The sequence below is a fragment of the Shewanella atlantica genome (assembly GCF_003966265.1).
GTDB classification, from domain to species: Bacteria; Pseudomonadota; Gammaproteobacteria; order Enterobacterales; family Shewanellaceae; genus Shewanella; species Shewanella atlantica.
The window spans coordinates 774,832-800,478 of sequence record NZ_RXNV01000001.1; the positions used below are offsets into that span (position 1 = coordinate 774,832).

Consider the following 25,647-nt stretch of genomic DNA (forward strand, 5'->3'; position numbering starts at 1 on the left):
GGATAGGTAGCCGGAAAAATTGAAACTTGATTTGCTAAACCACTACAAGGGCACTTTATTCTCAATCGCTCCCGCGTCTTAACATGCCTTTATCGAACATTCTGTAACAGGCTGCGCTATCCTGTTTAGCCGCATACATGGCAACATCGGCAAATTTTATTAACTCTTTCCTGTCCACCGAATCCTCGGGAGATACCGCGACACCGACACTGACCGATATATCGATCTCCTTCCCCTCGAGAGTCGCCGGATGTTTAAACTCACGTACAATGTTATTAACCACATTATGTATATGAGTCATATTTTTGATATCTTTTATGACAACCAAAAACTCATCGCCTCCGACCCTAAATACTGTATCGCTGTCACGTACAGCATATTTAATACGATAAGCGGTCTCTTTAATCACTAAATCACCAACATGATGCCCATACTGATCATTTATCTCTTTGAAGCGGTCAAGATCAATAAACAACACAGCAATCATGCCGCCGCACTCCTGCACTTCACCAATCACAGTCTCTATCTCTTCGGGCATAGTGAGTCGATTCTTTAATCCGGTTAGCTCATCGTGATGAGCCTTAAAGCCGAGATCTTGCTCTCTTTGATAGACCTTTTCACTCATAACAAAGAAGGTTGAGAGTAAGTGCCCCATCTCATCGTTTTTAACCACGTCATTCACTTCCAGCTTATGCCCCTCCTCTAATTTCTTCACGCTGGAAAGCAGTAGCTCCAGGGGATGGAAGAAGCTCCGCCGTAAAAAGTTAATAGTCACGAAGAAAAGGCCAATAAACAGGACAATCTCAACGATGATAAGGGTGGTTATCTGCGCTCTGTTTTCTCTGAAATCTCCCTTTCTCTGCTCCAACAACAGTTTTTCTGCATTAATAAACGTAGCGAAGAGGCTGCGGATATTATCCATATATTGCTTGCCCCGGTTATCACCCACCACCTGAACGGCCATCTCGTTATTATCACCCTGAACCAGTTCAATCGTCTCCTCCAACTCCAGAAACTTAAGCTGCATCTGCTCTTCGATTGCGTTCAAAATATCTTGCTGTTCGGGGTTATCAGAGGTGAGTTTTTTTAATCTGATAAAGCTCTCTTTAGCGATAAGAGCACCATTATGGTAGGGCTCTAAATATGCCGAGTTAGTTGTCAGTAAATACCCTCGTTGCCCGGTTTCAGCATCTTTCATCGCACCAGACAATGCCTGTGTTTCATTCAACACCTCGTGCGTGTGGATCACCCACTTCAGCTTTTCCTCGCCGTAGCTCTCTAACTGGAAGGTAAAAATTGAGTTGAAAATTGCGGCTAAAAAAAGCAAGCCCAATAATAGTGATAGCTTTAAGCGAATACTCAATCTGGCTCTCCCTGTGTTTCCAAAGAACTAAAGCTAAAATTTAAACGTTTAGTGATATCTCTTATCAACGACAACTCAATACGGAAACAACTCCTGAGTTTAGTTGCCGTCTCTACAAGTAACTCTCATGGATATTATAACTCACCGACTCAAAACAGTTGAATTATCAGGCGATATATAGAGGCCACTTCGAAAACAGATTAAAAACGAAATCTGAAATAAAAGCCAATGAACTAAATACCGAACTAAGACTTCTATTTAAAGCCAAGCCACTCACTGCAGATTTTTCACTAAATGCGATACCCCATGTTATATTAGCGCCCATATTCAGTCAGGTAGTCAAAGAAGGTTATTAAATGAAAATCGGTATTATTGGCGCTATGGAGCCGGAAGTTGCGCATTTAATTGAGTCGATGGAAAACCCAAGCTCTACAACAATTGCGGGTATCGAGTTTGTTGCGGGCCAGCTTGCAGGCAAAGAAGTGGTCGTCACTCGCTCCGGTATTGGCAAGGTCACCGCCAGTATCGCAACCACATTACTTATCGAAAAATATGCGCCTGACGCTATTATTAATACCGGTTCGGCTGGCGGCTTTGCCGATGAACTTGCTATCGGTGATATAGTTATCTCATCTGAAGTGCGCCACCACGATGTCGATGTAACCGCATTCGGCTATGAGATTGGCCAGATGGCACAACAACCTGCAGCCTTTATTCCCGATGCAGCACTCGTTACCGCGGCGCAAAAAGCTGTCGCCAGCCTGGGCGAAGTGAAAGCCATCGAAGGATTGATCTGTACCGGTGACAGTTTTATCTGTGACCCTGTCCGTACTAAGACTATGTTAGAGCACTTCCCGACTATGGCTGCATGCGAGATGGAAGGCGCGGCTATCGCTCAGGTATGTCATCAGTTCGATGTGCCCTTTGTTGTGATCCGCTCATTATCTGATAATGCTAATAATGACTCTCCTGTCGATTTCGATGAGTACTTAGTTAAAGCGGGCCATCATTCTGCGTTAATGGTGATAGCACTACTAGAGCAGCTATAATTTATTAATGCATTTAGGTAAAGATCATGGTTCCAGAGTTTGCTGCACAACTACTTAATGACTCTCCTTTTTATCAAGGGGCCATGATCCTTATTATCAGTCTGCTGTTATCAAAAATTGCGCCGCTACCACGTAACTATCAGCCTATCGTCTGGTTTGGGCTACTGGCAAAAGAACTCGCCGCCAAGGTCAATCACACAAGTCGAGCCCCCTCTCAGCAACTCATCGCCGGTACTTTAGCCTGTATCCTATTGGTCTTACCCTTTTCGGCAATTATGACCTTTCTGATGCAACTCGCCGCTTTCCCCTGGTTCTTTGAATTTGTCACCCTATACATCTGTCTCAATGATGAGAACTTCAATCAAACGGCCATAGAGGTGAAGCAGGCGTTATACCAAGAAGACAAAAACAGAGCCAGATCGATTCTCTCTCCCTGGCTCTACCGGGATACAAAAGAGCTTAGCGAAGTTGGTATTGCCAAAGCGACCATAGAAAAACTCGTCACCACACCAGTATATGGCACGGTATCGACGATCATTTTCTTCGGTATAGGTGGCGCACCTCTGGTACTCATCACCCGAATGATTAAACAACTGGAGCTTTGCTGGCCTCCCATCAATCCTCAATTTTCCCACTTTGGTAAACCTGTTTATCTGTTAAGCACCCTGCTATTTATCGTGCCCAGCTGGTTATGGAATATCAGCATTGCCATTCAGGGGGGGCCTCAAACTATCCTAAGCCTGCTTAAACCTCTCCCCAACACTCAGCCCTTGCATAACTGCATTAATACCTGCTCCATTTCAGCAAGAGTGTTGAATGTAGAATTAGGAGGGCCTATGAAGTTCAACGGAATAAAGGTAGATACAACCAAACTGAACCACGGCCCCAAACCTAATGCAGACTCGATAACATCGGCTATCAGACTGGCCAATACCACTTATGGTATCTGGATCTTCTTCGTGATATCCATGCCACTCATCTGGGCTGGTTTACGCTATCTCCACAGCTAATCTGCCGATAAAATTAGCTATTACTTCTTATTTACAAATTAATCTGTTTGGTATTCACAAAATCCATTGGTATTATTCACCTAATTAACTCCCTATTTCCGCTATAGGCAACTGACTTTGTTTGAACATATTCATGTATCCTTAACCACTCCTGCGCTCCTGTTTCCGGCTATTTCACTGCTGTTACTGGCATATACCAACCGTTTTTTTTCACTTGCTGCACTGATCAGAAGTCTCAGCAATAACGGCAAGCCGGTTCATAGTGAACAGTTAAAAAACTTGAGGCAGAGGATCATCATAATCAAACGCATGCAGGAATCCGGCGTCATGAGCTTCGCGCTATGCGTTGTTTGCATGATCTTCATCTATATCGGACTCAATAAGATAGGTTCAGTTATTTTCGGCTGTAGCCTGTTGCTGCTGCTCTACTCTCTACTTTTATCGGTAAAAGAGATCCGCATCTCGGTCGACGCCCTGAACCATCATCTTAAAGAGATGGATCAATGACAGAGTGGATCTACTTTTTCGACCTGTGTGGTACCGCCGTATTTGCCCTCTCCGGAGCCCTCGCCGCAGGCCGCCATCGAATGGATCCCTTCGGCGTGATCGTATTAGCCTCAGTAACTGCAGTAGGCGGCGGCAGCATTCGCGATGCCCTGCTTGGAACCACACCGGTTTTTTGGATCCGCGACCCAAACTACATCATCGTCATATTAATAACAGTGCTTTTGACTATGCTATTTGTGCGAAAGCCTAAGAAAGTGCCGCAGCATACCCTTCCCATAGCAGATGCATTAGGGCTCGCTCTCTTTACTGTTATTGGTGCCGAGAAAGCTCTCAGCCTCGAGTTAGGTGGAATGATAGCCGTTGTAATGGGCTTGATAACGGGCGTAGGAGGAGGCATGATTCGAGATCTATTATGCCGACAAGTACCTATGATTTTACGGACCGAAATATATGCAACCGCATCTATCGTAGGCGGGATCGGCTACAGCCTGAGTATTCACTTAGGGGCTGTCGATAAACAAGCCTTGGTGCTTGCGATGATCGTAGCCTTGGCCATCAGGCTGGCCGCGATAAAATGGCATCTTTCTCTACCTGCATTTGATCTGAAGACGAATAAACAATGAACTTGCGATATCTCTGGTTAATTTTTACCTTTTTCAGCCTACCTTCGATGGCCAACACCACACAGATGCCCATCGAGCAGCAACTGGCCGTGAAGTATATTCAGGCATTGACCGATCACGACTACAAAACCTTATTCAATTTTTACAACCGGGACAGTGTTTTCAATGACAAGACCGCGAGTAAGAAATACACCGGCAGACGTCATATACTCAGCTTCCTGAAACGCGCCCATCAGGGGGTACTCGAGTATGGGTTTAATATTGAACATATGTTTAACTCTGGCTCACTGGTCGTAATGATTGGCAATTATCACTACAAGGGGCCGGGCGAGCAGTTTGGTAAACCCGGTAAAATTATCGACTTAGCCATTCCCGGAGTCACCACGGTGAAGTTAGACATGGATACCCATAGGATCAAAGAGCACGAAGATTTGATGGATTACCAAACCATGGCAGATCAGTTAGCGGGTCAGTAATCATGACAGGCTCCCGCCCGCAAACGGGGGGCCTATCACCTTCTTACCAGATAAGACTCCAGCCCCCCTTACCCCATAAGACCTTTTCCTGGCCGATACCGGCACTCCGGCTTAGCTAAACCGTACACGTCCATAACCATCGACTAGAATTAGTCTTGTACTCATGGTTCGAGGATCTGTTTATGGAGTCAGTTCCAGAGCTTCCTGAAAAAAATCCGGTAGCTGACGAAGAGTTATTTGGCCACCCCAAAGGCTTGTATATCTGCTTTGCCACTGAAATGTGGGAGCGGTTTTCTTTCTATGGGATGAAGTATCTGCTACTCCTCTATCTGACCAAGTATCATCTGTTTTCCGATGGCGCAGGTCTCGAGGTATTGGGAGCCTATGCCGGCCTGGTTTACTCATTACCGGTTGTGGGTGGCATGTTGGCCGATAGGTATTTAGGCATGCGTAAGGCTGTTATATTCGGCGGAATATTGCTGTGCATTGGGCACCTCTTGATGGCAGTTGAAGGTCATCAGGCAATACAGTACACCGCCGGCAGTGAGCTTATCTCGGATATCATCCTAAATGATGGCACGACACTGGTGGCTGGCACAGTGTTGAGCGAAACTGTACAAATTCGTGATTTAGCCGCCCTCAATATCTTTTACCTGGCCTTAGCCTTGATTGTTGTCGGTGTCGGCTTTTTAAAACCTAATATCTCCACCATAGTGGGCCAACTCTATAGCAAAGACGATGTCCGCCGGGATTCAGGCTTCACCATATTTTATATGGGGATCAATATCGGTGCCTTCGCCGCAACGATTATTTGTGTCTACCTGGGCGAAACGTTTGGCTGGGGCTATGGTTTCGGCAGCGCGGGGGGAGGTATGTTAATCGGCTTATTTACCTTCCTCAAGGGACAAAAGCATCTGAAGGGGTTGGCCGAACCAGGCGAGCCAGAACTTCTTACAGAGAAAGTTCTGGGGCCCATCAATCGGGAATTACTGATTTACCTCATAGCTTTGCTGAGTCTGGGGCTGATCTGGCTGGTGATCCAACATGAGACTCTGGTGTTTGCGGCTCAGCAGGTCGTATTAGTGGTATCCGGTGTGGGATTAATAGCCTATGCCGCATATAAAGGCACCCGGGAAGAGATGCACCAGATGAGCGTACTCATGGTACTCATCGCATCGACGATTGTCTTCTGGGCTCTGTTTGAGCAAGCCGCCGGCTCTATGACCCTGTTTGCCGATAGGGTCATCGACCGCAACATTTTGAGTATTGAGATAGCCGCGGGTCAATTTGGCTCCCTCAATGCCGGCTTCATTATGCTACTGGCCCTGCCCTTCGCGGCATTTTGGGTCTGGCTGGACAAGTTTAAATTAAACCCCAATATCCCGATAAAATTTGGCTTAGGGATCATTCAGGCGGGGTTAGGTTTCGGTGTTCTCGTCCTGGGTTCCCACTTTCCCGATGAAGCAGGAAAAATGAGTCTATGGTGGCTGGTGCTGGCTTACCTGCTCCATACAACGGGTGAGCTCTGCCTGTCGCCTGTAGGGCTTTCGGCGGTAACTAAGTTAGCAATCCATAAGGTAGTCGGCCTCTCCATGGGGATCTGGTTTCTGGCCACGGCACTTTCGGAAACTCTGGCGATGCGTTTAGGACAACTCGCGGCCATCGACAGAAGCAGCCCTGAAAGCATGGACATAGCTCAGACTAGTGTGACTTACATACAGCTGTTTGAATTCTTAATGTGGACCGGCATCATCAGTGGCGCTTTTCTCATTATTATCTCACCGATACTGACACGGGGCATGCACGGGGTTCGTTAATCAAACGCTGGATCAAAAATGGCCTGTAAAATACAGGCCATTTTATCGGCTTTTTAGCTAGAGGGGCTAACTGCTTAGCCCAGGCTCTAAATCGGAACTTTAAACCAAGGCTTTAAACCAGCTATTTAAACCAGAGTGATCTTAGCAAACTTACGCTTACCTACCTGGAACACACCGGTCGTTCCGGCGCTTAGCTGAAGACGGGTATCTTCAATCTTAGCCCCATCAATCTTGGCGGCACCTTGCTTGATCATGCGCATCGCATCTGAGGTCGAGTTAACAAGCCCAGCCTCTTTAAGTAGGTTAGCGATAGCGATCCCTTCACCGGCCGCGATCTCTAACTCTTGAATATCGGTAGGGATAGCGCCTTTTTGGAAACGGTTGATAAACTCCTGATGAGCAGCATCGGCAGCGGCTTCATCATGGAAGCGTGCAATGATCTCCTTGGCTAGCGCAATCTTAATGTCACGAGGGTTGGCACCGGCTTCTACATCCGCCTTGAACTGCTCAATTTCACCCAGTGGACGGAATGATAACAGTTCAAAATAGCGCCACATCAAATCATCTGAGATAGACATGATCTTACCAAACATCTCACCGGCAGGCTCACTCACACCAATATAGTTGTGTGCTGACTTAGACATCTTCTTCACGCCATCGAGGCCTTCAAGCAATGGCATCATGATAACCGTTTGTGGCTTTTGGCCTTCTGACTTTTGCAGCTCACGCCCCATCAGCAAGTTAAACTTCTGATCGGTACCGCCGAGCTCAACATCAGACTTAAGTGCCACCGAGTCATAACCCTGTAACAGTGGGTACATGAATTCATGAATCGCGATAGACTGACCAGAGCCATAACGCTTCTTAAAGTCGTCACGCTCCATCATGCGAGCAACCGTCTGCTTCGAAGCCAAACGGATCATACCGGCAGCGCCTAGTGGCTCAAGCCAGCTGGAGTTAAACTCGATACGCGTCTTAGCCGGGTCTAAGATTTTATAGACCTGCTGCTTATAGGTTTCGGCATTAGCCAATACTTGCTCACGGGTCAAAGGAGGACGAGTACTGTTCTTACCGCTTGGATCACCGACCATACCGGTAAAGTCGCCGATCAAGAAGATAACCTCATGACCCAGCTCCTGAAAGGTACGCATCTTATTCAGGATCACGGTATGACCTAAATGAATATCAGGCGCGGTAGGATCGGCTCCAAGCTTGATACGTAAGGGACGTCCCTCTTTTAATTTTTCCAGCAGATCCGCTTCGAGTAAAATCTCATCGGTACCACGTTTAATTTCTGCTAATGCTTGGTCTAAATCAGCCATCTCGCCAGCTACTCCAAAGAGCCCATGAATAAATAAAGAGAGTCATGTTACTTGTTAGCCAGCACAAATGAAAGTGTGTACACTAAGGGGATCGGTATAAGCGACAAAAATTGCTATTTAGTGTGACGGGAAAGGGGTCGATGGGAAAGGTTATTACGTTATTAAAGTTACTGCCTAGATTGCATCAGATGCTACTGACTCTTCTGGTATTGGTCACAGTAACCATTATTCTTATCCCCGCCGATGACGCTCAGGCATCCAAAAGCACCAATACTCAGCTTTCGGGCAGTATCGATCTCGGTAACAACGCCACCGACTCTGTGTCTGATATTGAAGCCCGTAATGCTCAACAGCTGAAACTCCCACTGGCATTTCGCAAACCCACACCGCCAACCGGGCACACTTCAAGTTCGAACAGTGCGGGTTCTGAATCGAGCGAGAATCAACCGCTATCCGACGATTCAATGACAAAGCAGAAAGCCAAGCAAGCAGAAAATCTGGATGTTGAACATTTTCAAGTAAAGAGCGGAGACACCTTAGCCGCTCTCTTTATTCGCGCAGGCCTCAGCTCCAGAGATGTCTATGAGATAACTTTACTACCTAAAGCAAAAAAGAATCTGCTCAAAATCATGCCCGGTGAAGAGCTCATTATCGCGAAAAATTCATCGGGTGAACTCGCCGAACTAAAATACCAACTCAACCCTATCTCGACTCTCATCATCACTAAAAATGAAACCGGCTATAAAGAGCAGATCTCTGACAAGCAGGTAGAGAGCCGGACTAAGTTCGCCAGTGCCACCATAAGCAGTAACTTTTGGAATGCCGGAGTCGGCGCGGGATTAACCCCAAATCAGATCATGCAACTGGCCACCATTTTCGGCTGGGACATAGATTTCGCACTGGATCTCAGGAAAGACGATCATTTTGCTCTCATCTTCGAAGAGGAGTATGCCGACGGTGAGTTCTTAAGAAACGGGAATATTCTGGCGGCCGAGTTCAGCAACCAGGGGGACCGATACACTGCGGTGCGTTATACCGATGGTAACTACTACTCCGAAGAGGGACGCAGTATGCGTAAAGCTTTCCTGCGCTCTCCTGTCGACTTTAAATACGTAAGTTCAAGCTTTAACCCCAAACGACTTCACCCGGTCACAGGACAGGTGAGAGCGCATAGAGGGGTAGATTACGTGGCTAAGGTGGGAACACCGATCAAAGCCGCGGGTAAAGGGCGCGTCATCAAATCAGCCTATAACCAATACAATGGAAACTATGTGTTCATTAAACACAATGACACCTATACCACTAAATACTTGCACCTGAAGAAACGCAAAGTTAAGCAGGGCGCAACCGTAAAGCAGGGACAGGTCATCGGAACCTTAGGCTCTACCGGGCGAGTCACGGGAGCACACCTGCATTATGAGTTTATCGTCAACGGTGTTCACCGTAATCCGAGAACAATAAAACTTCCCAAATCATTACCTATCGCCAGTAAAGATAAACCTAAGTTTATGGCGCTTAGCAAACAGATAATGACTAAACTTCAACATAACAAACAAGTTTATCTGGCATCTCAATAACCACACATTACAAGCAAAATTGACGACCACACCCGCCAATCCACAGGATCACAAGATCCGGTGGAGATGCCAGATACCAGTTTCTAAAATTCAGCCAAGGTTCAAACTCGACAGAAAAATATGCAGATGAACCTGGCGACAACGGATATTAAAGATGAATACAAACTATTTTATAGGGTTAATGTCAGGCACCAGCATGGATGGCGTAGATGCCGTTCTTGTCGATTTTGGCTCGCCAAGCCCAAAGCTGGTCGCTAAACACAGCCAGGTAATTCCTAAACACACCTTAAGAAACCTTCAGCGCCTCTGTTTGCCCGGCAGCGATGAGATCAACCTCCTGGGTCAATTGGACCGTAGTGTAGGCCTGTTATTTGGCGCCGCCGTCAATGAACTCCTGGCTAAAGCCGGAGTATCCAAAGAACAGGTCGTAGCCATAGGCAGCCACGGTCAGACTGTCAGACATATGCCGAATCTCGATATGGGATTTACACTTCAGATTGGCGATCCTAACACCATAGCCGTCGAAACCGGCATCGATGTTATCGCCGACTTCAGACGTAAAGATATCGCGCTTGGTGGACAAGGTGCTCCTCTGGTTCCGGCATTCCACCAGCAGATGTTTGCAAGCCCGGACACACCGCGCATTATTCTCAATATCGGTGGAATAGCTAACCTCACCTACCTGCCCGGTAATACTGACGATGTGATTGGATTCGACACCGGGCCGGGTAACACCCTGATCGATGCCTGGATACAGCAGATAAAAGATGAAGCCTATGATGAAGATGGTGCCTGGGCCGCAAGCGGAACGACCGATGAGAAACTACTGAAACACCTGCTCTCTCATACCTACTTCTCTCAACCCTTTCCTAAGAGCACAGGTAGAGAGTTATTCAATCAAGCCTGGCTTGAGCAACAGGCCGCCGAATTCGGCTACCTGAATGAAGCCGACATTCAATCCACCCTACTCGATGTCACTTGCCACAGTATCGCGAAAGACACCCTTGCCCTGTCACCCAGGGGAGAGCTGTTTGTTTGCGGAGGGGGGGCGTTTAACACCGAACTGATGTCACGTCTGGACAAATTACTTCCCGGATATAGGCTCAGCACAACCTCGGATATAGGTATTGCCCCTCAGTGGGTCGAAGGGATCGCATTTGCCTGGCTTGCCATGCGTCATCATCAAGGCCTCTCGGGTAACCTACCCGCAGTAACCGGCGCCTCCAGAGAAGCCGTGCTGGGTTCCCTGTTCCCGGCAACATAGAGCTATCGCTGGAGGAACAAGCCTCCAGCCTTCAAACATTAATCAATGTAATAGTTTATGTTTAAGTTTAATCACATCACGTTTTGAATACTCAGACAGGGTCATCAGCAGGCGTCTCTCGCCGGGAATATAGCTCATGGCCCCATACGAGCTCAAACTGCTCGCGGGCAATTTTAAAATAGGCGTGGTGAGATCGGTATTAAAACTCCAGAAATTAATCAGCTGATACCCTGAGTTAACCTCACGAAAATAGACCCCTTTGTCAGTCACGACCCAGTTGTAACTCTCGTTAAAGTCCTCTATGGCAATCAAGAGCTCCACTTGCTGAGGATTCGATATATCCATAGACCAGAGGCCATATTCATCATAGCGGGTAAATACTAAGGTATTTTCATCGGTCATCTTGCCTAAACGTACATCGATAGTGCTCAGATGCTTGGGTGAATGGTTGTGCAATGAGAAGGCGGTTAAGCCATCATTGGTCGAGGATAGCACCCATTCATCTCCCCATGCCCAGCTCGGTCTTCTATGATCTGAAGACCTTGAAGGTAATATGCTGATACCGCCGCTGGAGAGATCTACAATATGGATCTTATTACCTTCATTTTTATCATCCGGGGCCAGAAACGCAATTTTGCTACCATCATGGGACCAAGCCGGATAGGCGACCCTGCGCTTAAGATCGGTGAGCTGCACCCTGTTTAATCCATTATGATCTGACGTCCATACCTCATTGAACCCGGTCTCGTTAGACACATAGGCGATACGTTTGACTTTCGATGAATAATCGGGGTTACGGTAACTGTATTCCGCTTGGGATATGGGAAATATAGTCGAGGGAATATCCTGGTCCAAAGCCAGATAGGCAACACTAAAATCTTTGATGTAGTTGGAATAGACCAGCTCATCTCTATGGGGAATAAATTTTGGATAACTGAACCCGGAAACCGACAGCGGTAATAACTCTTTCGACTCAATATCGACAATAAAACCATCCCTGACCCCTGAGTTTTCGGTGCTGAAAACCAGCTTCTGACTGTCCTGATCCCAACTCAGACCACGAATATCCTCTAGACCTTGAGTCAGACGTACCTCTTCGCCGGTTACAATGTTCCGTATAAAAATATCCTCAGAAATCGTGCCATATCGCCTCGCTATCGCAATCCACTTCCCATCGGGACTGAAGGCAACATCTCTATCCCGGTAACCACAGTCACGCTCACATGAGAGTCTGACAGGAGTCGACTCTGCTCCGCTCAGTGCAAGCAAGTACAATCCGGCATCGGACTCCTTTTTTTCCTGCCAGATATAGATAAGGGATTGACCATCGGCAGAGATATCTAACGCAGAGGTATAACTGTAACACTCAGATAGATGGCTCACTTCATTCGTCTCTAACATGAGGCGATTCATATGGCATTCGCGGGTAACTCTGTCTTCACTGGGGTATATCAGTGATTTACCATCAGGCGACCATATAGCCCTGAGTTCACGAGTCCGTTTCGATGTCAGTCGCTTGGGTGTCAGGGTCGGGGATTCCAAATCCTTAAGATACAAATTAGACCGCTTACCATAAACCAACCAACGTCCATCCGGCGAAACGGCCGGATATAACTCAGCGCCCGCAGCCCGCGTCAATTGCACCATTTCAGTTTGACGCAATTGCTTACTGTCCTGATACAGATGCAAGCCGGCAAACACAGCCACAACGAGCAGGAGTACAAGCATGGCATACGATCCCAAGCGTAACTGCTTACTTAAGCGCTCAACCTTAGCCTGCTCGACTTGTAATATTTCGGGTTCATCCACCAGGTCCGAGGCATCAAACAGGGGCTCAATCAATAATCGGTAACCGGTTTTTCTGACGGTTTCTATCGCTTGCTCGCCGCTAAGCAGAGGGTTGAGATGTTTTCTCAGATGCCAGATAGCATTCGTTAACGCCTTAGCACCGACATAGGAATTCCCTTCCCAGATGTTTTCGATAAGCTCATCGCGGGTCACGACGTTTGGATATTTTCTTGCCAGATAACTTAGCAACTCGATAAATTTAGGCTGAATAGAGACCTTGCCCGCCATTACGCCATCCGGGACAGGCTCAAAAAAGTTAAGACTATTCTCAGCGGGCATGACTTCGCAGCTTGCCAACTTAAATACCGCCTCTTTTCTTATCTTTATCATCCCACTCTCCGGAAGCCGTTGATTCTAACTTTTATTGCAGCTCAACTTTACCCCTAAGATTTTACATCCAACCAACATCAAACCACAAGTAAACACGCAGGCGTAAAACATAATGTAACCAGTTAATTTAAAAAAGAATAGATATTAAATAGATATATAAACAACAAAGAAACGACACACCAGCCATTGCTGCCAAATAACAAATTAATTACAACTTGTTTCAGTTGACAGCTTGCGACTTCTTGTAGTGCTAATCGACATCGTTCTCCCCAGAAATACCTGTTTCTCTGTGACGTTTACAACGAACCGAAGAGTGAAACCAATAGGTAAATTATAAAAATAAGGACAGCAATCAGATGAAACCACAGATGAAATTATCGGCATTAACATTAGCCATAACCATGGCGGCATTAGCCCCGTCATCGCTACTCGCAGCGGAAGATTCTGCCGCGACGGACGGCGCAAATAGTAAAATTGAAAAAATTGAGGTAACGGGCTCCCGTATTAAGCGTGCCGACTTTGAAGGGGTAGCTCCAGTCACGGTGATCACAGCAGATGATATTGCCAATAGCGGCCTATCCTCTATCTCTGAAGTCCTTCAATCTTCAGTGGCAAATAATGGTGGCTCACTCAACGGTGACAGCGATGGGTTCACCGATAGCGCAAGCTCTGTTAACCTTCGCGGTATGGGTGCCAACAGAACTCTGGTACTCATTAATGGCCGCCGCCAAGCCTCATTCCCTTCTGCTGCTGGTGGTACATCAAACTTCGTCGATACCTCTGATATCCCAACGGCTGCAGTTGAACGTATCGAAATTCTTACCGGTGGAGCATCGGCGATTTATGGTTCAGATGCCGTCGGTGGCGTAGTAAACATCATCCTTAAGAAGCAATATGATGGTGCTAAGGTTGAAGCTAAATACTCAGATACTACCCAAGGTGGTGGTGAGCAGTTTGACCTATCTTACCTTCAGGGTATCAACACTGAAAACAGTCAAACTTTGATCATGCTCGAATACAAGCAGGTTGGCGCAATCCAGACCTACCAGCGTGATGACCTATATAGCCCTGCCTATTATGAAGATGAAGATGGCGACATTCGTTGGGGTTCTGGACCATACGGTGACTCATTTCCATCAAGCTGGGCATCCTGGATCAGAGATTACTCAAAAGTTTATACCGATGATAAGTACAGCCCTGTCGATGAAGCTCAGTGTACTAATCTGTTCGGTGACAAAGGGGTCTATGTAGAAGCTGGTACTTATGATTGTTACTACGATAAGTATGCCGACCGCGGTCTACAGTCAGAATATGACAGAATCAACCTGGTTGTTAACAGCACTTACGATCTTAACGATGATTGGCAGATTTATGGAATGCTTAATGCCTCCTATAAAGAGAGCACTAAGTATAAAGATGAGAAAGGTTTCGGGGATTACTTCTATCAAGATGAAGCCACAGGTGCAATGAGCTACGACAAGTACGAATTTGAAGATTACAACAAATTCCAGATGCGCCGTCGTATGGAGGAGTACCCTGGACCACGTACCTATGATACTCAAAACACTAAAGCCTCTCTCGCCTTCGGTGCTAACGGTACTATTGGTGATTACGAACTGGATATCTCCTGGTCTAGCGGCTACGCACTGTATGAGAAGCAGAACCACCATATGGTCAGAGCAGATGCCCTACTCGGTATGGTGACTTTCGATCCTAATGACACTGATCTTTCTAAGTGGTATCCAAATAACCAGTTAACCACAGAGCAAGCTGAAGCACTTATTGGTGACTCAACTAAGAAATCAGACTCTAGTATGCACCAGCTGCAGGCCGTATTTACCGGTGACCTAATGGAGCTGGAAGCGGGCACTGTTGGCTTTGCAACTACAGCAGAGTGGGCACGTGAAAGCTATGAAGATACTTTAGATGAAACCACCATGAGCGGTGGTTTTATCGGTATGGGTGGTACTGGTGGTAAGGGTGACCGTGACCGTGTCGCTGTTGCAGGTGAATTGCAGATCCCACTCCTTGCCGATATGACAGGTGTTAAGTCATTAGACCTATCTGCTGCACTTCGTTATGACCAATATCTGGATGATTCAGATGTGGGCGGAGCAACGACTCCTCAGGTTGGCCTAAGTTACCGACCAATTGATGAGGTAATGGTACGTGCTAACTGGGGTAAGAGTTTCCGCGCCCCAGATATGCACCGCCTGTACGCAGGATTAACAAGAGGTTTTGGTGGCACTGAGTATCCACACCCAACAATACCTGATGAGATCTATGAAGATGATTACGAGAGCTTTAACTCAGGGAACCTTAACCTTACCGAAGAGAAGGGTGAATTCTGGAACTTAGGCTTTGTGGCCAATGTGACAGACAGTGCAGATCTGACATTAGACTGGTGGAATATCGAACTTGAGGGTGCGGTTAAGACAATCTCAACCGATGAGATGCTGGAAGACCAAAGCTATAACAAGAATGGTCAATATACAGATTGCTCAACAATGCCAGAAGTGGGTTACCTGACTGAGTTTGATGATGATGGCATCGAAAATATCGCCTGTATGCGTAAAGGCCCTATCAACAGTGCCTATGAAGCATCGGAAGGTATTGATGCCAGCTTCAACTACCTGTTCCCGGAAACTGCTGCCGGTGAGTTTAAGTTCAAGCTTGCAGCCTCTTACCTACTCAAGAAAGAGTATCAAGAGAGAGTAGGTGATGAGATAGAGGAGCAGACTGAAACTGATTACTTCCCTAAGTGGAAGGGTAATGCCAGCCTAAGCTGGAGCTATGAAGACTTCACAGCAACCATCGCTTACTACTACACAGGTGAGGCCGTAGGAACCGATCTGTTTGAGTACGTTGACGCAGATGGTGAAGATGTAGAGTCGATTGAGACTGATACCTTAGATCCATATCAGATCATCAACATCACCCTGTCTTACTACGCACCATGGGAAGGTAAGTTCACCGCTGGTGTTAAAAACCTGACCGATGAGATGCCACCACTTTACGATATACGTAACGACGAACACAACGACTGGCCATACTATCAGGATGATAACAGCAGTTACTCTGCTAAAGGTCGTAGCCTGTTCTTAGGCTACTCACAGAAGTTCTAAACCCGGCTAAGACACCCGGTGGTGAAACTACCGGGTTGATTAAAGCCTCAACACCAGCGCCTTTCGGGGCGCTATTTTCCCTGACAACTTGCTATCCCTTTTATCAGGAGATGAAAATGCCGGTAAAGCCCATCTTTATGTTTGCCCTGATAGTTTTTTTTAGTCACTCGGCAATGAGTGCACAATACCAACGCCCCTCTCAACCATTGCAGGATATCGTAGAACAAAACAAAAAAGTGAGCACCCGCTTATCGGATAACAAGCAATGGCTGGCCATACTCACGCCAGAATCGCATATCGATATCGAAACCTTAGCCCAAAAAGAGCTCAAACTAGCGGGTCTGAGGTTATCACCTAAGCAACTGACCCCAAGTCGTATCAAGGCCAGATACTCCAACATCGAATTAATCAATCTAAGCGATAACTCGGTAAAGCCGGACACCATTATCACGCCAGCGACAATGACCGTCACTAAGGTGAAATTTTCTCCCGATAGTCGTTTTCTCAGCTATATCGGAATATCTGGCCATGGTGCCGACCTCTACCTATACGAGATAGCGACCGGCCAAAGCTTCAAGCTAAACAAGACACGTATCAATGCCAGCCTGGGGCTGAAATACCAATGGCTGCATAACAGCCAGGGCTTAGCGACCAGTATTGCCATTGATAGTGAACGCTTACCACAGGCACATCAACTTCTTGGGCCAAACATCAGTGTTGCCAGTGGCAAAAAAGCGCCCAGACGAACCTATCAGGATCTATTGAAGAATGCACAGGATGAAGCACAATTCACTCAACTGACCACCAGTCAACTGAGCATCATAATGCTTGATGGTCAGGTGACAAAAATCGGTCAGCCTGCAATTAACATCGGCTTTAGCCTTTCCCCCGATGATGACTACATGTTGGTGAAGCGTATCAAGCCCCCCTTCTCACATATGGTAAAATACCGGGATTTTGCTCAATCGGTGGAGATGTACCATAGCTCGGGAGAAAAACTCGCGACTCTTGCCGAACTTGAGAGTGGCGAATTTCGCCCATCGGGCAGCGACTCCGTCACAAAGGGCCCCAGATTAATTCACTGGCGCAGCGATAAACCCAATACTCTGGCTTATGTCGAGGCGCTCGACGGAGGCGACAGCAACAAGAAAGCACAATACCGGGATCAACTTAGGGAGATAACCCCTCCATTTAACCTTGCGCCTAAGGCCTTAGTTAAAACCCCCTGGCGAATTGCGAACGTTCAATGGGGCGAAGACAATCTCGCACTCATCACTGAGCGGCACTCAAGCGAGAAGCAGATGAGAGTCAGCTTCCTGGACACCACATCTGTATCTGACAACTCCGTATCGGGTAATGCCACTGAGATGCAGCTCTGGTACCAAAAGGCACTCAGAGATACCTATAATGATCCCGGTAGCCTCTACCGGCATAGGTGGAACTCAGGTCTCGAGCGCTACGGGCACGTTTTTTCCGTCGATAATCAAAGCCTGGTCCATTATGGATTAGGTGCATCTCCTAAAGGCTATCAGCCTTTCCTGAAAATGACGAAGATTCCGTTAAAAGATGAAGGGGAAGATACTTATCTTGATAAGAGGATAGGCAAAGAGGCTGTTAGCCAAGTCTCATCAACACGCTCTACGACCAACTCTACGACACTGTGGCGCTCGGCGAGTGACAAGCTGGAAAGCGTTCGCTATCTGCTTAGCCTTGATCCGCTCAGGCTCATCATCAACAGGCAATCGAGCGATACACCATCGCACCTAGTTCTGCTCGATGTTCAAAGCAATACAGAGCGGGTATTACAACAAAAAGAAACCTCGATAGCTGCGTTTAAAGGAGTCAGCCGACAACTCGTGACCTACACGAGAGGTGATGGTTTACCTTTGTCGGGGAACCTTTACCTGCCTGCCGGCTACACAGAAAAAGATGGTCCGCTTCCGGTACTGATGTGGGCCTACCCCCGAGAATACAAGAATGCCGAGGTAGCCAGTCAGGTCAATTACTCTCCCAATCAATACAGCTATATCAGCGCCAAGGGACCGGTGCCGTTTGTTGCCAATGGTTTTGCCGTGTTCGACCGGGTCGCCATGCCCATAGTCGGAGAAGGAAAAGAGAAACCTAACGATAACTTTCGCAGTCAACTCATCGCTAATGCCACGGCGGCAATAGACACCTTAGTCGAAATGGGCGTCGCAGACAGAGACCAAATTGCAATCGGTGGTCACTCCTACGGGGCCTTTATGGTCGCCAACCTGCTTGCTCATTCGGATCTGTTTGCTGCCGGCATCGCCAGAAGCGGCGCCTATAACCGCACCTTGACGCCATTTGGCTTTCAAAATGAGAAACGTAACTTCTGGGAGGCACCGAGTCTGTATCAGCAGATATCCCCTTTCACTCATGCCGATAAAATTGATGAGCCACTGCTGCTGATGCACGGCGAGATGGATGCCAACTCGGGCACTTATCCCATGCAATCGGCCAGACTGTTTAAGGCTATCAGAGGTCTGGGCGGCAACGCCAGACTGGTCACCTTTCCCTTCGAGAGTCACAGCTATCAGGCTAAAGAATCTCTGATGCATATGCTGTGGGAACAGGAAAACTGGTTAGAGCAGCACCTGCGGATTAAAACTAAAACTAAAAATAAGGATGAGACAGCTTTGGAAACCAGCGTCTCATTTCATTGAATAAGAGTAATAGGACATACATATGCGTGCTTTGACAGCCTGTTTAACGCTCTCAATATTGATTAGCTGCATCAATACGGCTCAAGCAACGGCAACAAAGAAAGTCATAGAAGATGAGCACCTCCCCAGAAATATCATCTACCTGATCGGCGATGGTATGGGACCTGCGTATACTTCGGCTTACCGATATTACTCAGACAAGCCCGATACAAAAGCTGTCGAGAGGACTATATTCGATGAATTACTCGTGGGCATGGCAAGTACCTATCCGGACGATGATACCTATGTCACCGACTCGGCCGCGGCGGCAACCGCGCTAGCCACCAGCACCAAGAGCTATAACGGTGCCATTGCGGTCGACCATCAGCACCATGCACTGCCGACTCTCCTCGAGATAGCTAAGCAGAAGGGGAAAACAACGGCTGTTGTGGTGACATCACAGATAAATCATGCCACCCCAGCCAGCTTTCTGGCTCACAACGAGAGCCGAGGAAATTACGATGCTATCGCCGATAGTTACCTTACAAATCTAATCAAGGGTAAACCCGTCGCGGATCTGATGTTGGGTGGTGGTACTAAATACTTCATTCGGGAACAGAGAAACCTGACATCTGAGTTCGAAGCACTCGGCTATCACTATATCGATAGACTCGTTCAACTGGACGACGTTGAGACGCTGCCGGCATTAGGCCTGTTTTCGCCATCGGGACTACCAGCGGCATTGGGCAGCGACGACCCTCTCAGGCTCACCACTATGACAGATAGCGCATTGAGGCTGCTGTCATCACAATCGGATCCATTTGTGATAATGATTGAAGGCAGCCAGATAGACTGGTGCGGTCATAGCAATGATATCGTCTGCGCCATGACCGAGATGCACGATTTCGCCAATACCTTAGAGAGGGTAAAACGCTATATCGATAACCATCCCGACACCTTACTGATTGCCACCGCAGATCACTCCACCGGCGGGCTGACACTCGGTAAAAAAGGGGTATACCAGTGGAAAGGCAAGCAATTACAATTGATCACTATGCTGCCCGAAGAGATTGCAGACAAGTTGATTGCAACGCCAAAAATTCTGGATAAACCAAACAGCTTCAATCGTTTTTGGACTGATCATATCGGCATAACCCAACCAGTTGAGGCACAAGATGAGTTAAGGCAACAGCTCCTGGCCAACCTTCAGCAAGAGAAGGCCAAGGACAAAGTTGAGACTCTGATTAAGTCAGCAATAGACACGCTGACTCATACAGGCTGGACGACCTCGGGTCACGATGGCATCGACGTACAAATTTTTGCCTATGGCAGAGGTAGCCACTACTTCGCAGGGCATATGGATAATACTGAGATAGCGGCAAACTTAATCGAGATGATCAATCGCAAGAAAAGCAGTCATAGCGCGCTGTTACTGGAGCCCAGAATTTAGAAACTCCCCCCTAAAGCTCGTCATCAAAAGCCCGCCACTAAAACCCAAGGGCTTCATTACCTTTGAGCTAAAAGTGCTCCTCTTCGTCGCTGCAGAGGAGCACTTTTAGCTATCCCCTGCTATCAGGAACTTCATTCGGACGCAGTCAATTTCAAATAACAAAGCCCCGATAGAACCAGGCAATATAAAATCTTTTAAATTACCCTGCCTGAAATGCTATTATCTGCAGCAATCGGCCAAGCGCCAAACAAACCAAAGAGACGACACCATGAGCAAAAGCCCAAAAGATGCAAGCCAGATGACTCCGGAAGCTCGCTACGACTATTTTATCGAGCAGGCTAAGGAGCATAAGACCCTTTGGACACTACAAGACAATGATGGTTGTGTCATGTTAACCACCGAAGAGGAAGATTGCATTCCAATGTGGCCGAGTGAAGAAGCCGCAAAGCAGTGGGCTGTTGATGATTGGAAAGATTGCACTACCTTGTCTATCCCTCTTGCCGAATGGCTTGAGCGTTGGGTTCCAGGCATGCAAGACGATGATCTTTTCGTTGCAGTATTCCCAATCCAGGAAGATTTAGGTGTGGTTATCGAACCCTATGAAGTTGAGCAGCGACTGACCCCTAAACAACGCCACTAAGGAGATCCAGGTTGGATAACCAAGCCGTTAAGTCTACGAATTCTGACAAGCCAACAACCGAAGAGGCTACAGAAGCAAAAAAGCAGAGTACTGCAGCTCCGGAAAGTAAGGTAACCGCTAAACCGGTGAAGTCTAAGCTACCCAAACGACTCGCTGCCTTATGTGCCTTGCTCGCCATCGCCTCGATCAGCGGCATCATAGCCAAGCAGGGGGTGCTTTTTTGTATTATTACCCTGTTGATAGTCGTGGCTATTCTTGGACGCCAAAGAACGGCTATGTATATGCTTCAGGGCTATACTCTAATCCAACTTGCCTTAGTAAGCATGCTGCCGGTGATCTTATACGATCCCGGTAACTTGGTTGTAGGAAATCCTTCGAGCTTTCAAATCGGAGAGCTGCAAGGGAAGATCCCAGACTATGTTATCTTCGCTCTATTAATTCTGTTCTCTATGTTACAAGTATGGATAGCCTTCACCCCTAAGGTAAAAGCTTACTTTAACACTAAGATAAATATGAATATTATGAGCTAATGCAGTAGCTTACAGCAGGTATTAAAAAAGCCAGTTGTGTTAACAACTGGCTTTTTTTGAATCAATTTTTAGTCGAAACCGCTTATACCGAGAAGCTGGCACCACAACCACAGGTAGTGGTTGCGTTAGGATTTTTCACGAAGAAACGAGAACCTTCCAGTCCAGAGGTGTAATCCACTTCGCCGCCTACAAGATATTGTAAGCTCATTGGGTCTACCACTAACTGAACGCCTTGTTTTTCAACGGTGAAATCGCCTTCATTAACTTTTTCATCGAAGGTAAAGCCATACTGAAAACCAGAACAACCACCACCGGTTACGTATACGCGTAGTTTTAACGCATCATTTTCCTCTTCTTCAAGCAAGGTTTTTACTTTTGAAGCGGCGGCATCCGTGAATTGGATAGGCAGTGCATCTTCAGCTTGTTCAGTAGTTTGTTCAGTCATGAGTACCTCTTACATCTGTTGGCTGAGCGGGATTATCCGATACCTGACCATTTTGTTCAAGTAATATGCGCACCCGATCTGATTTCTGTGATAAAACCGCCCTGTGCAGGCTAAATCACTTACTTTATCTATGGTTTCTTCTGTACCGTTTTCACCGTTTCACTGGTCGATAGCGGCTCGCTTACCACAGGTTTAACCTCAAGTGAGCGTTCAGTATTAAGTTCATCTTCAGTAACCGGCTCTGACTGCAACTCTATAAGATCATCCTCAAGTGCAGAAGATGGCTGAACTTCGGTTGCTTTTTGCGGTAAAACATCCACAGCGGCAAACTCGATTTCGGCCTGTGATCCCTTAGTCCAACGGCTCGAAGGCACAATGACCTTAGTTTTCAGATGGGACAGTTCAAACCCTTCTGGCAGGGTAAATTCTGCATCTAAGATTTGAAAATAGCGGAATCTGAAGTTGAGCTGCAGATCGGCAAGTTTAGCCAGATCTAACTCTACCGCTTCGCCGTCCTGTACACCCACAAGTTTTATCTCAGCCCTGCCTTTCAGTGACTGTTTACGCTTTTGCAATTGCGTTAAGATAAGCTTCACCCGATATTGCCTTGGCAATAGGCCCGGCGTTAACTCCAGCCCATTGATTGACACGCCATCGGCGTTGTTTTCAGGCGCCATGATGCTGCGATAGAAAGAGAGCTCTCTTTCGAGTTCACGTTGTTTTTGATGCTGCTCGGAAAACAGCAGCTGCATCTTGTCATTCGCTTCTTTCTCAACCCTAAGCTCGAGATTTTTAGATGCCATGACTTGAGCCTGATTTTTCAACTGTTTAACCAATGTATCGGTTTGTTCTGTGTTACTCTCTACTACAGGCAGATTATGTTCAGACCACAGATTGTAGCTCAGCCCGCCTAAGGTGAAAGCGACTAACACCAACAGGCACAGATACACACTGGATGGCCGGAACTTCCGCTCAATCACTTGCATGCGATCGATCCAACGATGATAATTTGGCATTAACTAACAACCTCTTCTCTTATTGTTTGAATAGTTTCTTATATTTAAACCCTGACTCATTTCGGCAATGAGCAACCCAATTTATAGAAGGCTCAGGTGCGACACAGATTAAAGAAGACACATACCCGATGGTTGAGATACCAGAGAACAGAACTGAAAGACACTCTCTCTCAAGCTAAGATCAGTCTGCAACTCTCTATGCTCGCTCTGTTATTTGCCCTGATGGCCTCGGGTGTGATCTTACTGTTCAGGCTATTACTTATCTGGATAAACACCTACACAGAAACCAGTGAACTGGATTTTACTGAGATCATTGACGACTGGCGAGTGTTATTACCACTGATTGGCTCAGTTTTAATCTGGTTAGTGGCACGAATGGGATCTAAACGCTATAAGCGTATGGGGATCGCCTATGTTTTGCACAGAATTAAACTTCACCACGGTAAGTTACCGCTGCAGTCGGCGCCAAGTCAGTTTTTTCAAGCCCTGTTTGCCCTGGTCACCAACTTTTCCGTCGGTCGTGAAGGCCCGGTGATCCATTTGGGCGCCGTTACCGCCAGTGTGTTGGCTGAGAAATTTAAACTGCCGGATAACAGTGTTCGCATCATGTGTGCCAGTGGTATCGCCGCAGGTATCGCCGCCACCTTCAACACGCCACTTGCGGCAGTCATCTTCGTTTTCGAGGTGATCCTGCGCGAATATAAGGTTCACTACTTCTTTCCCATCATACTCGCCGCTATCTGCGGGGCGGTATCATCTCAACTGGTATTCGGCAATATTCACGAATACGAGCAGATCGGCATTATCCATATACCGCTCTCCCAATATCCGGTTCTGGCGATAAGTGGCGTGCTCTTGGGTTGTGTTGCCGCCCTGTTTAACTTCTCTCTACTCAAGGTTACGGCTACGGGTCAACACTGGCCGCTCTTGTATCGGGTCTTGTTGGCCGGGGTGATCACCACTATCGTCGGTATCTTCCTGCCCGAGTCTCTTGGCAGTGGTGAACTCGCCATCGAACAAGCGATAAGTGAACATCCCAGCATCCTGTTCCTGCTCGCCTTGCTGATAGGTAAGATTATCGCCACCATCGCGGCCATAGGTCTTGGGATCCCCGGTGGGATCATCGGCCCTATCTTTGGCATAGGTGCATTACTCGGTGCCATATTGGCTCTGACAAGCGCCATCATCTTCCCATCGATCGCCGCCTACATAGGTCTCTATACCACCATTGGCATGACCGCAATCATGGGGGTCTGTCTCAGTGCACCGCTTGCCGCTTTAGTCGCGCTGCTCGAGATGACAAATAACCCCTCGATCATTTTGCCGGCCATGTTCGTCAGCATCCCGGCTTTCCTCGTAGCCCATCAAGGCTTCAAGTCCAAATCACTCTTCCTGCAACAGTTAGAGATCATGGGCTTAGGCTATAAGGTCTCCCCCTTAGAACTGGGATTACAAAAACGTGGTGTAAGAGCCTTAATGGATAAGAGGCTCGTTATCGTAAAGGATGACGATGCACTGCTACTCGAGGTACTCAAGCGCGCCGCAGGCCGCTCGGTGTTGGTTCGCAATACACAAGGTCAAATGGAGATGCTGCAACTTGAGATGCAACTCCATGATCATGAGAGCTCCCTAACCCGACACCCTATCGAGGGGCTCCCCGATACTGCGACCCTGAATGAAGTCTACGGTATTCTAAGCCGGGAGCGGCGAGGTGAGGTATACATCTATCAAGATAAGATAGAGAACATAGTCGGAGTGATAAGCTGGGCGTCCTTGCAACAGGAGATACGGGAAGGACAGGTTTAACAATAACGACAGAGGTTCCGCCTCTACATTTTATGGCCTTTGGTGGACCTATTTCAAAGAGTGTGAGCGATCGCAACTTACCAGGCTCTTAAATCTGACATTTTCGGTTATCATTCCAGCTAAGCCAGCAAGAGTTCAAAGCAGAGGAAGTGCATGAGTAAAGTAGTCGTAATTTCAGGTCATCCCAATCTTAATGAGTCGATGGCAAATTCAAAAATAATCCAGATACTCAGCTCATTGAATAACACTCATGTACGTTGTCTCGATGACTTATACCCGGATTACAAGATTGATATTCAAGCGGAGCAGGCTGCGCTGATTGATGCCGATCTGATTATTTTTCAATTCCCGCTCTACTGGTCGACTTATCCGGCCATAATGAAAAAATGGTTCGATGATGTATTCACCTATAACTTCGCCTTCGGTCCCGAAGGAGATAAGTTAAAGAACAAGAAGGTGATACTGTCAATCACGGCAGGCGCAACGGCAGAGTCTTATAGCGAAGGGGATTTTAACTTTATGCCTTTGGATGACTATCTTGAATCAGCACTTCACCCACTCAAGGCTGCTCAGGTAGATCTGGTCGACAGTATCGTTACTTTTAATATGAACTCAGATGTCAACGAAGGTGGCAATGTCGATACCGTCAATCGCCTTGTCGTCGAACACGCGGACAGGGTTAAGGCTGCCATAACGCACACGGTTAATCGCTGATCTTTACTTGGCAATTGAAGCTGAAAAAAACAAGCTGGCAAGCTGGACTAACCGTCGCGGGACATTACC

20 protein-coding genes are annotated in these 25,647 nt (G+C 47.2%); 15 read left to right on the top strand and 5 right to left on the bottom strand.

Features of this window, described 5'->3' with window-relative positions; translation table 11 throughout:
- Positions 1–61 precede the first annotated feature (61 nt).
- Positions 62–1,363 carry a diguanylate cyclase domain-containing protein gene (locus tag EKG39_RS03345; protein ID WP_126504191.1) on the bottom strand — a complete coding sequence of 434 codons (1,302 nt, stop codon included), beginning with the start codon at positions 1,361–1,363 and terminating at the stop codon, positions 62–64.
- Positions 1,364–1,719: 356 nt separating this feature from the next.
- Here EKG39_RS03345 and EKG39_RS03350 point away from each other — a divergent pair, with 356 nt between their 5' ends.
- From EKG39_RS03350 to EKG39_RS03375, 6 genes are all read left to right on the top strand, one after another.
- On the top strand, positions 1,720–2,412 hold the full coding sequence (locus EKG39_RS03350) for a 5'-methylthioadenosine/adenosylhomocysteine nucleosidase (protein ID WP_126504193.1): 693 nt from the start codon (positions 1,720–1,722) through the stop codon (positions 2,410–2,412).
- 26 nt (positions 2,413–2,438) lie between these two features.
- Positions 2,439–3,422 (top strand): cobalamin biosynthesis protein CobD/CbiB, encoded by a 984-nt coding sequence (locus EKG39_RS03355; RefSeq protein WP_126504195.1) that lies wholly within the window; start codon positions 2,439–2,441, stop codon positions 3,420–3,422.
- Between the two features lie 129 nt (positions 3,423–3,551).
- Complete coding sequence (locus EKG39_RS03360; RefSeq protein ID WP_126504708.1) at positions 3,552–3,929, top strand: DUF2721 domain-containing protein; 378 nt, start codon at positions 3,552–3,554, stop codon at positions 3,927–3,929.
- Positions 3,926–4,552 (top strand): trimeric intracellular cation channel family protein, encoded by a 627-nt coding sequence (locus EKG39_RS03365; RefSeq protein WP_126504197.1) that lies wholly within the window; start codon positions 3,926–3,928, stop codon positions 4,550–4,552. The genes EKG39_RS03360 and EKG39_RS03365 overlap by 4 nt, the downstream gene beginning before the upstream one ends.
- Before the next feature lie 2 nt (positions 4,553–4,554).
- The gene (locus EKG39_RS03370; protein WP_425470131.1) at positions 4,555–5,028 is read left to right on the top strand and encodes a nuclear transport factor 2 family protein; all 474 of its coding nucleotides are present in this window, start codon (positions 4,555–4,557) and stop codon (positions 5,026–5,028) included.
- A 182-nt stretch (positions 5,029–5,210) separates the two neighbouring features.
- On the top strand, positions 5,211–6,845 hold the full coding sequence (locus EKG39_RS03375; RefSeq protein WP_126504201.1) for a peptide MFS transporter: 1,635 nt from the start codon (positions 5,211–5,213) through the stop codon (positions 6,843–6,845).
- 125 nt (positions 6,846–6,970) lie between these two features.
- Here the strand turns inward: EKG39_RS03375 and tyrS are convergent, their stop codons facing one another.
- Positions 6,971–8,167, bottom strand: a complete 1,197-nt coding sequence (tyrS, locus tag EKG39_RS03380; protein WP_126504203.1) for a tyrosine--tRNA ligase — start codon at positions 8,165–8,167, stop codon at positions 6,971–6,973.
- Between the two features lie 140 nt (positions 8,168–8,307).
- On the opposite strand from tyrS, the gene EKG39_RS03385 reads away from it, so the two are divergent.
- Together EKG39_RS03385 and EKG39_RS03390 are read left to right on the top strand one after the other, a co-directional pair.
- On the top strand, positions 8,308–9,744 hold the full coding sequence (locus EKG39_RS03385; RefSeq protein WP_126504205.1) for a peptidoglycan DD-metalloendopeptidase family protein: 1,437 nt from the start codon (positions 8,308–8,310) through the stop codon (positions 9,742–9,744).
- A 154-nt stretch (positions 9,745–9,898) separates the two neighbouring features.
- Positions 9,899–11,008: an anhydro-N-acetylmuramic acid kinase gene (locus EKG39_RS03390; RefSeq protein WP_126504207.1), complete on the top strand. Its 1,110-nt coding sequence runs from the start codon at positions 9,899–9,901 to the stop codon at positions 11,006–11,008.
- Between the two features lie 42 nt (positions 11,009–11,050).
- On the opposite strand, the gene EKG39_RS03395 is transcribed toward EKG39_RS03390, so the two are convergent.
- Positions 11,051–13,186 (bottom strand): winged helix-turn-helix domain-containing protein, encoded by a 2,136-nt coding sequence (locus EKG39_RS03395; protein WP_126504209.1) that lies wholly within the window; start codon positions 13,184–13,186, stop codon positions 11,051–11,053.
- A 356-nt stretch (positions 13,187–13,542) separates the two neighbouring features.
- Here EKG39_RS03395 and EKG39_RS03400 point away from each other — a divergent pair, with 356 nt between their 5' ends.
- From EKG39_RS03400 to EKG39_RS03420, 5 genes are all read left to right on the top strand, one after another.
- Complete coding sequence (locus tag EKG39_RS03400; protein WP_126504211.1) at positions 13,543–16,311, top strand: TonB-dependent receptor plug domain-containing protein; 2,769 nt, start codon at positions 13,543–13,545, stop codon at positions 16,309–16,311.
- Between the two features lie 116 nt (positions 16,312–16,427).
- Positions 16,428–18,998, top strand: coding sequence for an alpha/beta hydrolase family protein (locus tag EKG39_RS03405; protein ID WP_126504213.1), 2,571 nt, complete (start codon positions 16,428–16,430; stop codon positions 18,996–18,998).
- Positions 18,999–19,020: 22 nt separating this feature from the next.
- The gene (locus EKG39_RS03410; protein ID WP_126504215.1) at positions 19,021–20,427 is read left to right on the top strand and encodes an alkaline phosphatase; all 1,407 of its coding nucleotides are present in this window, start codon (positions 19,021–19,023) and stop codon (positions 20,425–20,427) included.
- A 268-nt stretch (positions 20,428–20,695) separates the two neighbouring features.
- A complete protein-coding gene (locus tag EKG39_RS03415) occupies positions 20,696–21,067 on the top strand; it encodes a DUF2750 domain-containing protein (RefSeq protein ID WP_126504216.1) in 372 nt (123 codons plus the stop codon).
- 125 nt (positions 21,068–21,192) lie between these two features.
- Entirely contained in the window at positions 21,193–21,597 is a 405-nt protein-coding gene (locus EKG39_RS03420; RefSeq protein WP_185817524.1) for a hypothetical protein, read from the top strand.
- 82 nt (positions 21,598–21,679) lie between these two features.
- Here EKG39_RS03420 and erpA read toward each other — a convergent pair whose 3' ends face one another.
- Complete coding sequence (gene erpA, locus EKG39_RS03425) at positions 21,680–22,042, bottom strand: iron-sulfur cluster insertion protein ErpA (protein ID WP_126504220.1); 363 nt, start codon at positions 22,040–22,042, stop codon at positions 21,680–21,682.
- A gap of 128 nt (positions 22,043–22,170) precedes the next feature.
- Complete coding sequence (locus EKG39_RS03430; RefSeq protein ID WP_126504222.1) at positions 22,171–23,058, bottom strand: DUF6776 family protein; 888 nt, start codon at positions 23,056–23,058, stop codon at positions 22,171–22,173.
- 96 nt (positions 23,059–23,154) lie between these two features.
- Between EKG39_RS03430 and EKG39_RS03435 the strand changes: the two genes are divergently transcribed.
- Together EKG39_RS03435 and EKG39_RS03440 are read left to right on the top strand one after the other, a co-directional pair.
- Positions 23,155–24,864, top strand: coding sequence for a chloride channel protein (locus EKG39_RS03435; protein WP_126504224.1), 1,710 nt, complete (start codon positions 23,155–23,157; stop codon positions 24,862–24,864).
- Between the two features lie 153 nt (positions 24,865–25,017).
- Positions 25,018–25,578 (top strand): NAD(P)H-dependent oxidoreductase, encoded by a 561-nt coding sequence (locus tag EKG39_RS03440; RefSeq protein ID WP_126504226.1) that lies wholly within the window; start codon positions 25,018–25,020, stop codon positions 25,576–25,578.
- Positions 25,579–25,647 lie beyond the last annotated feature (69 nt).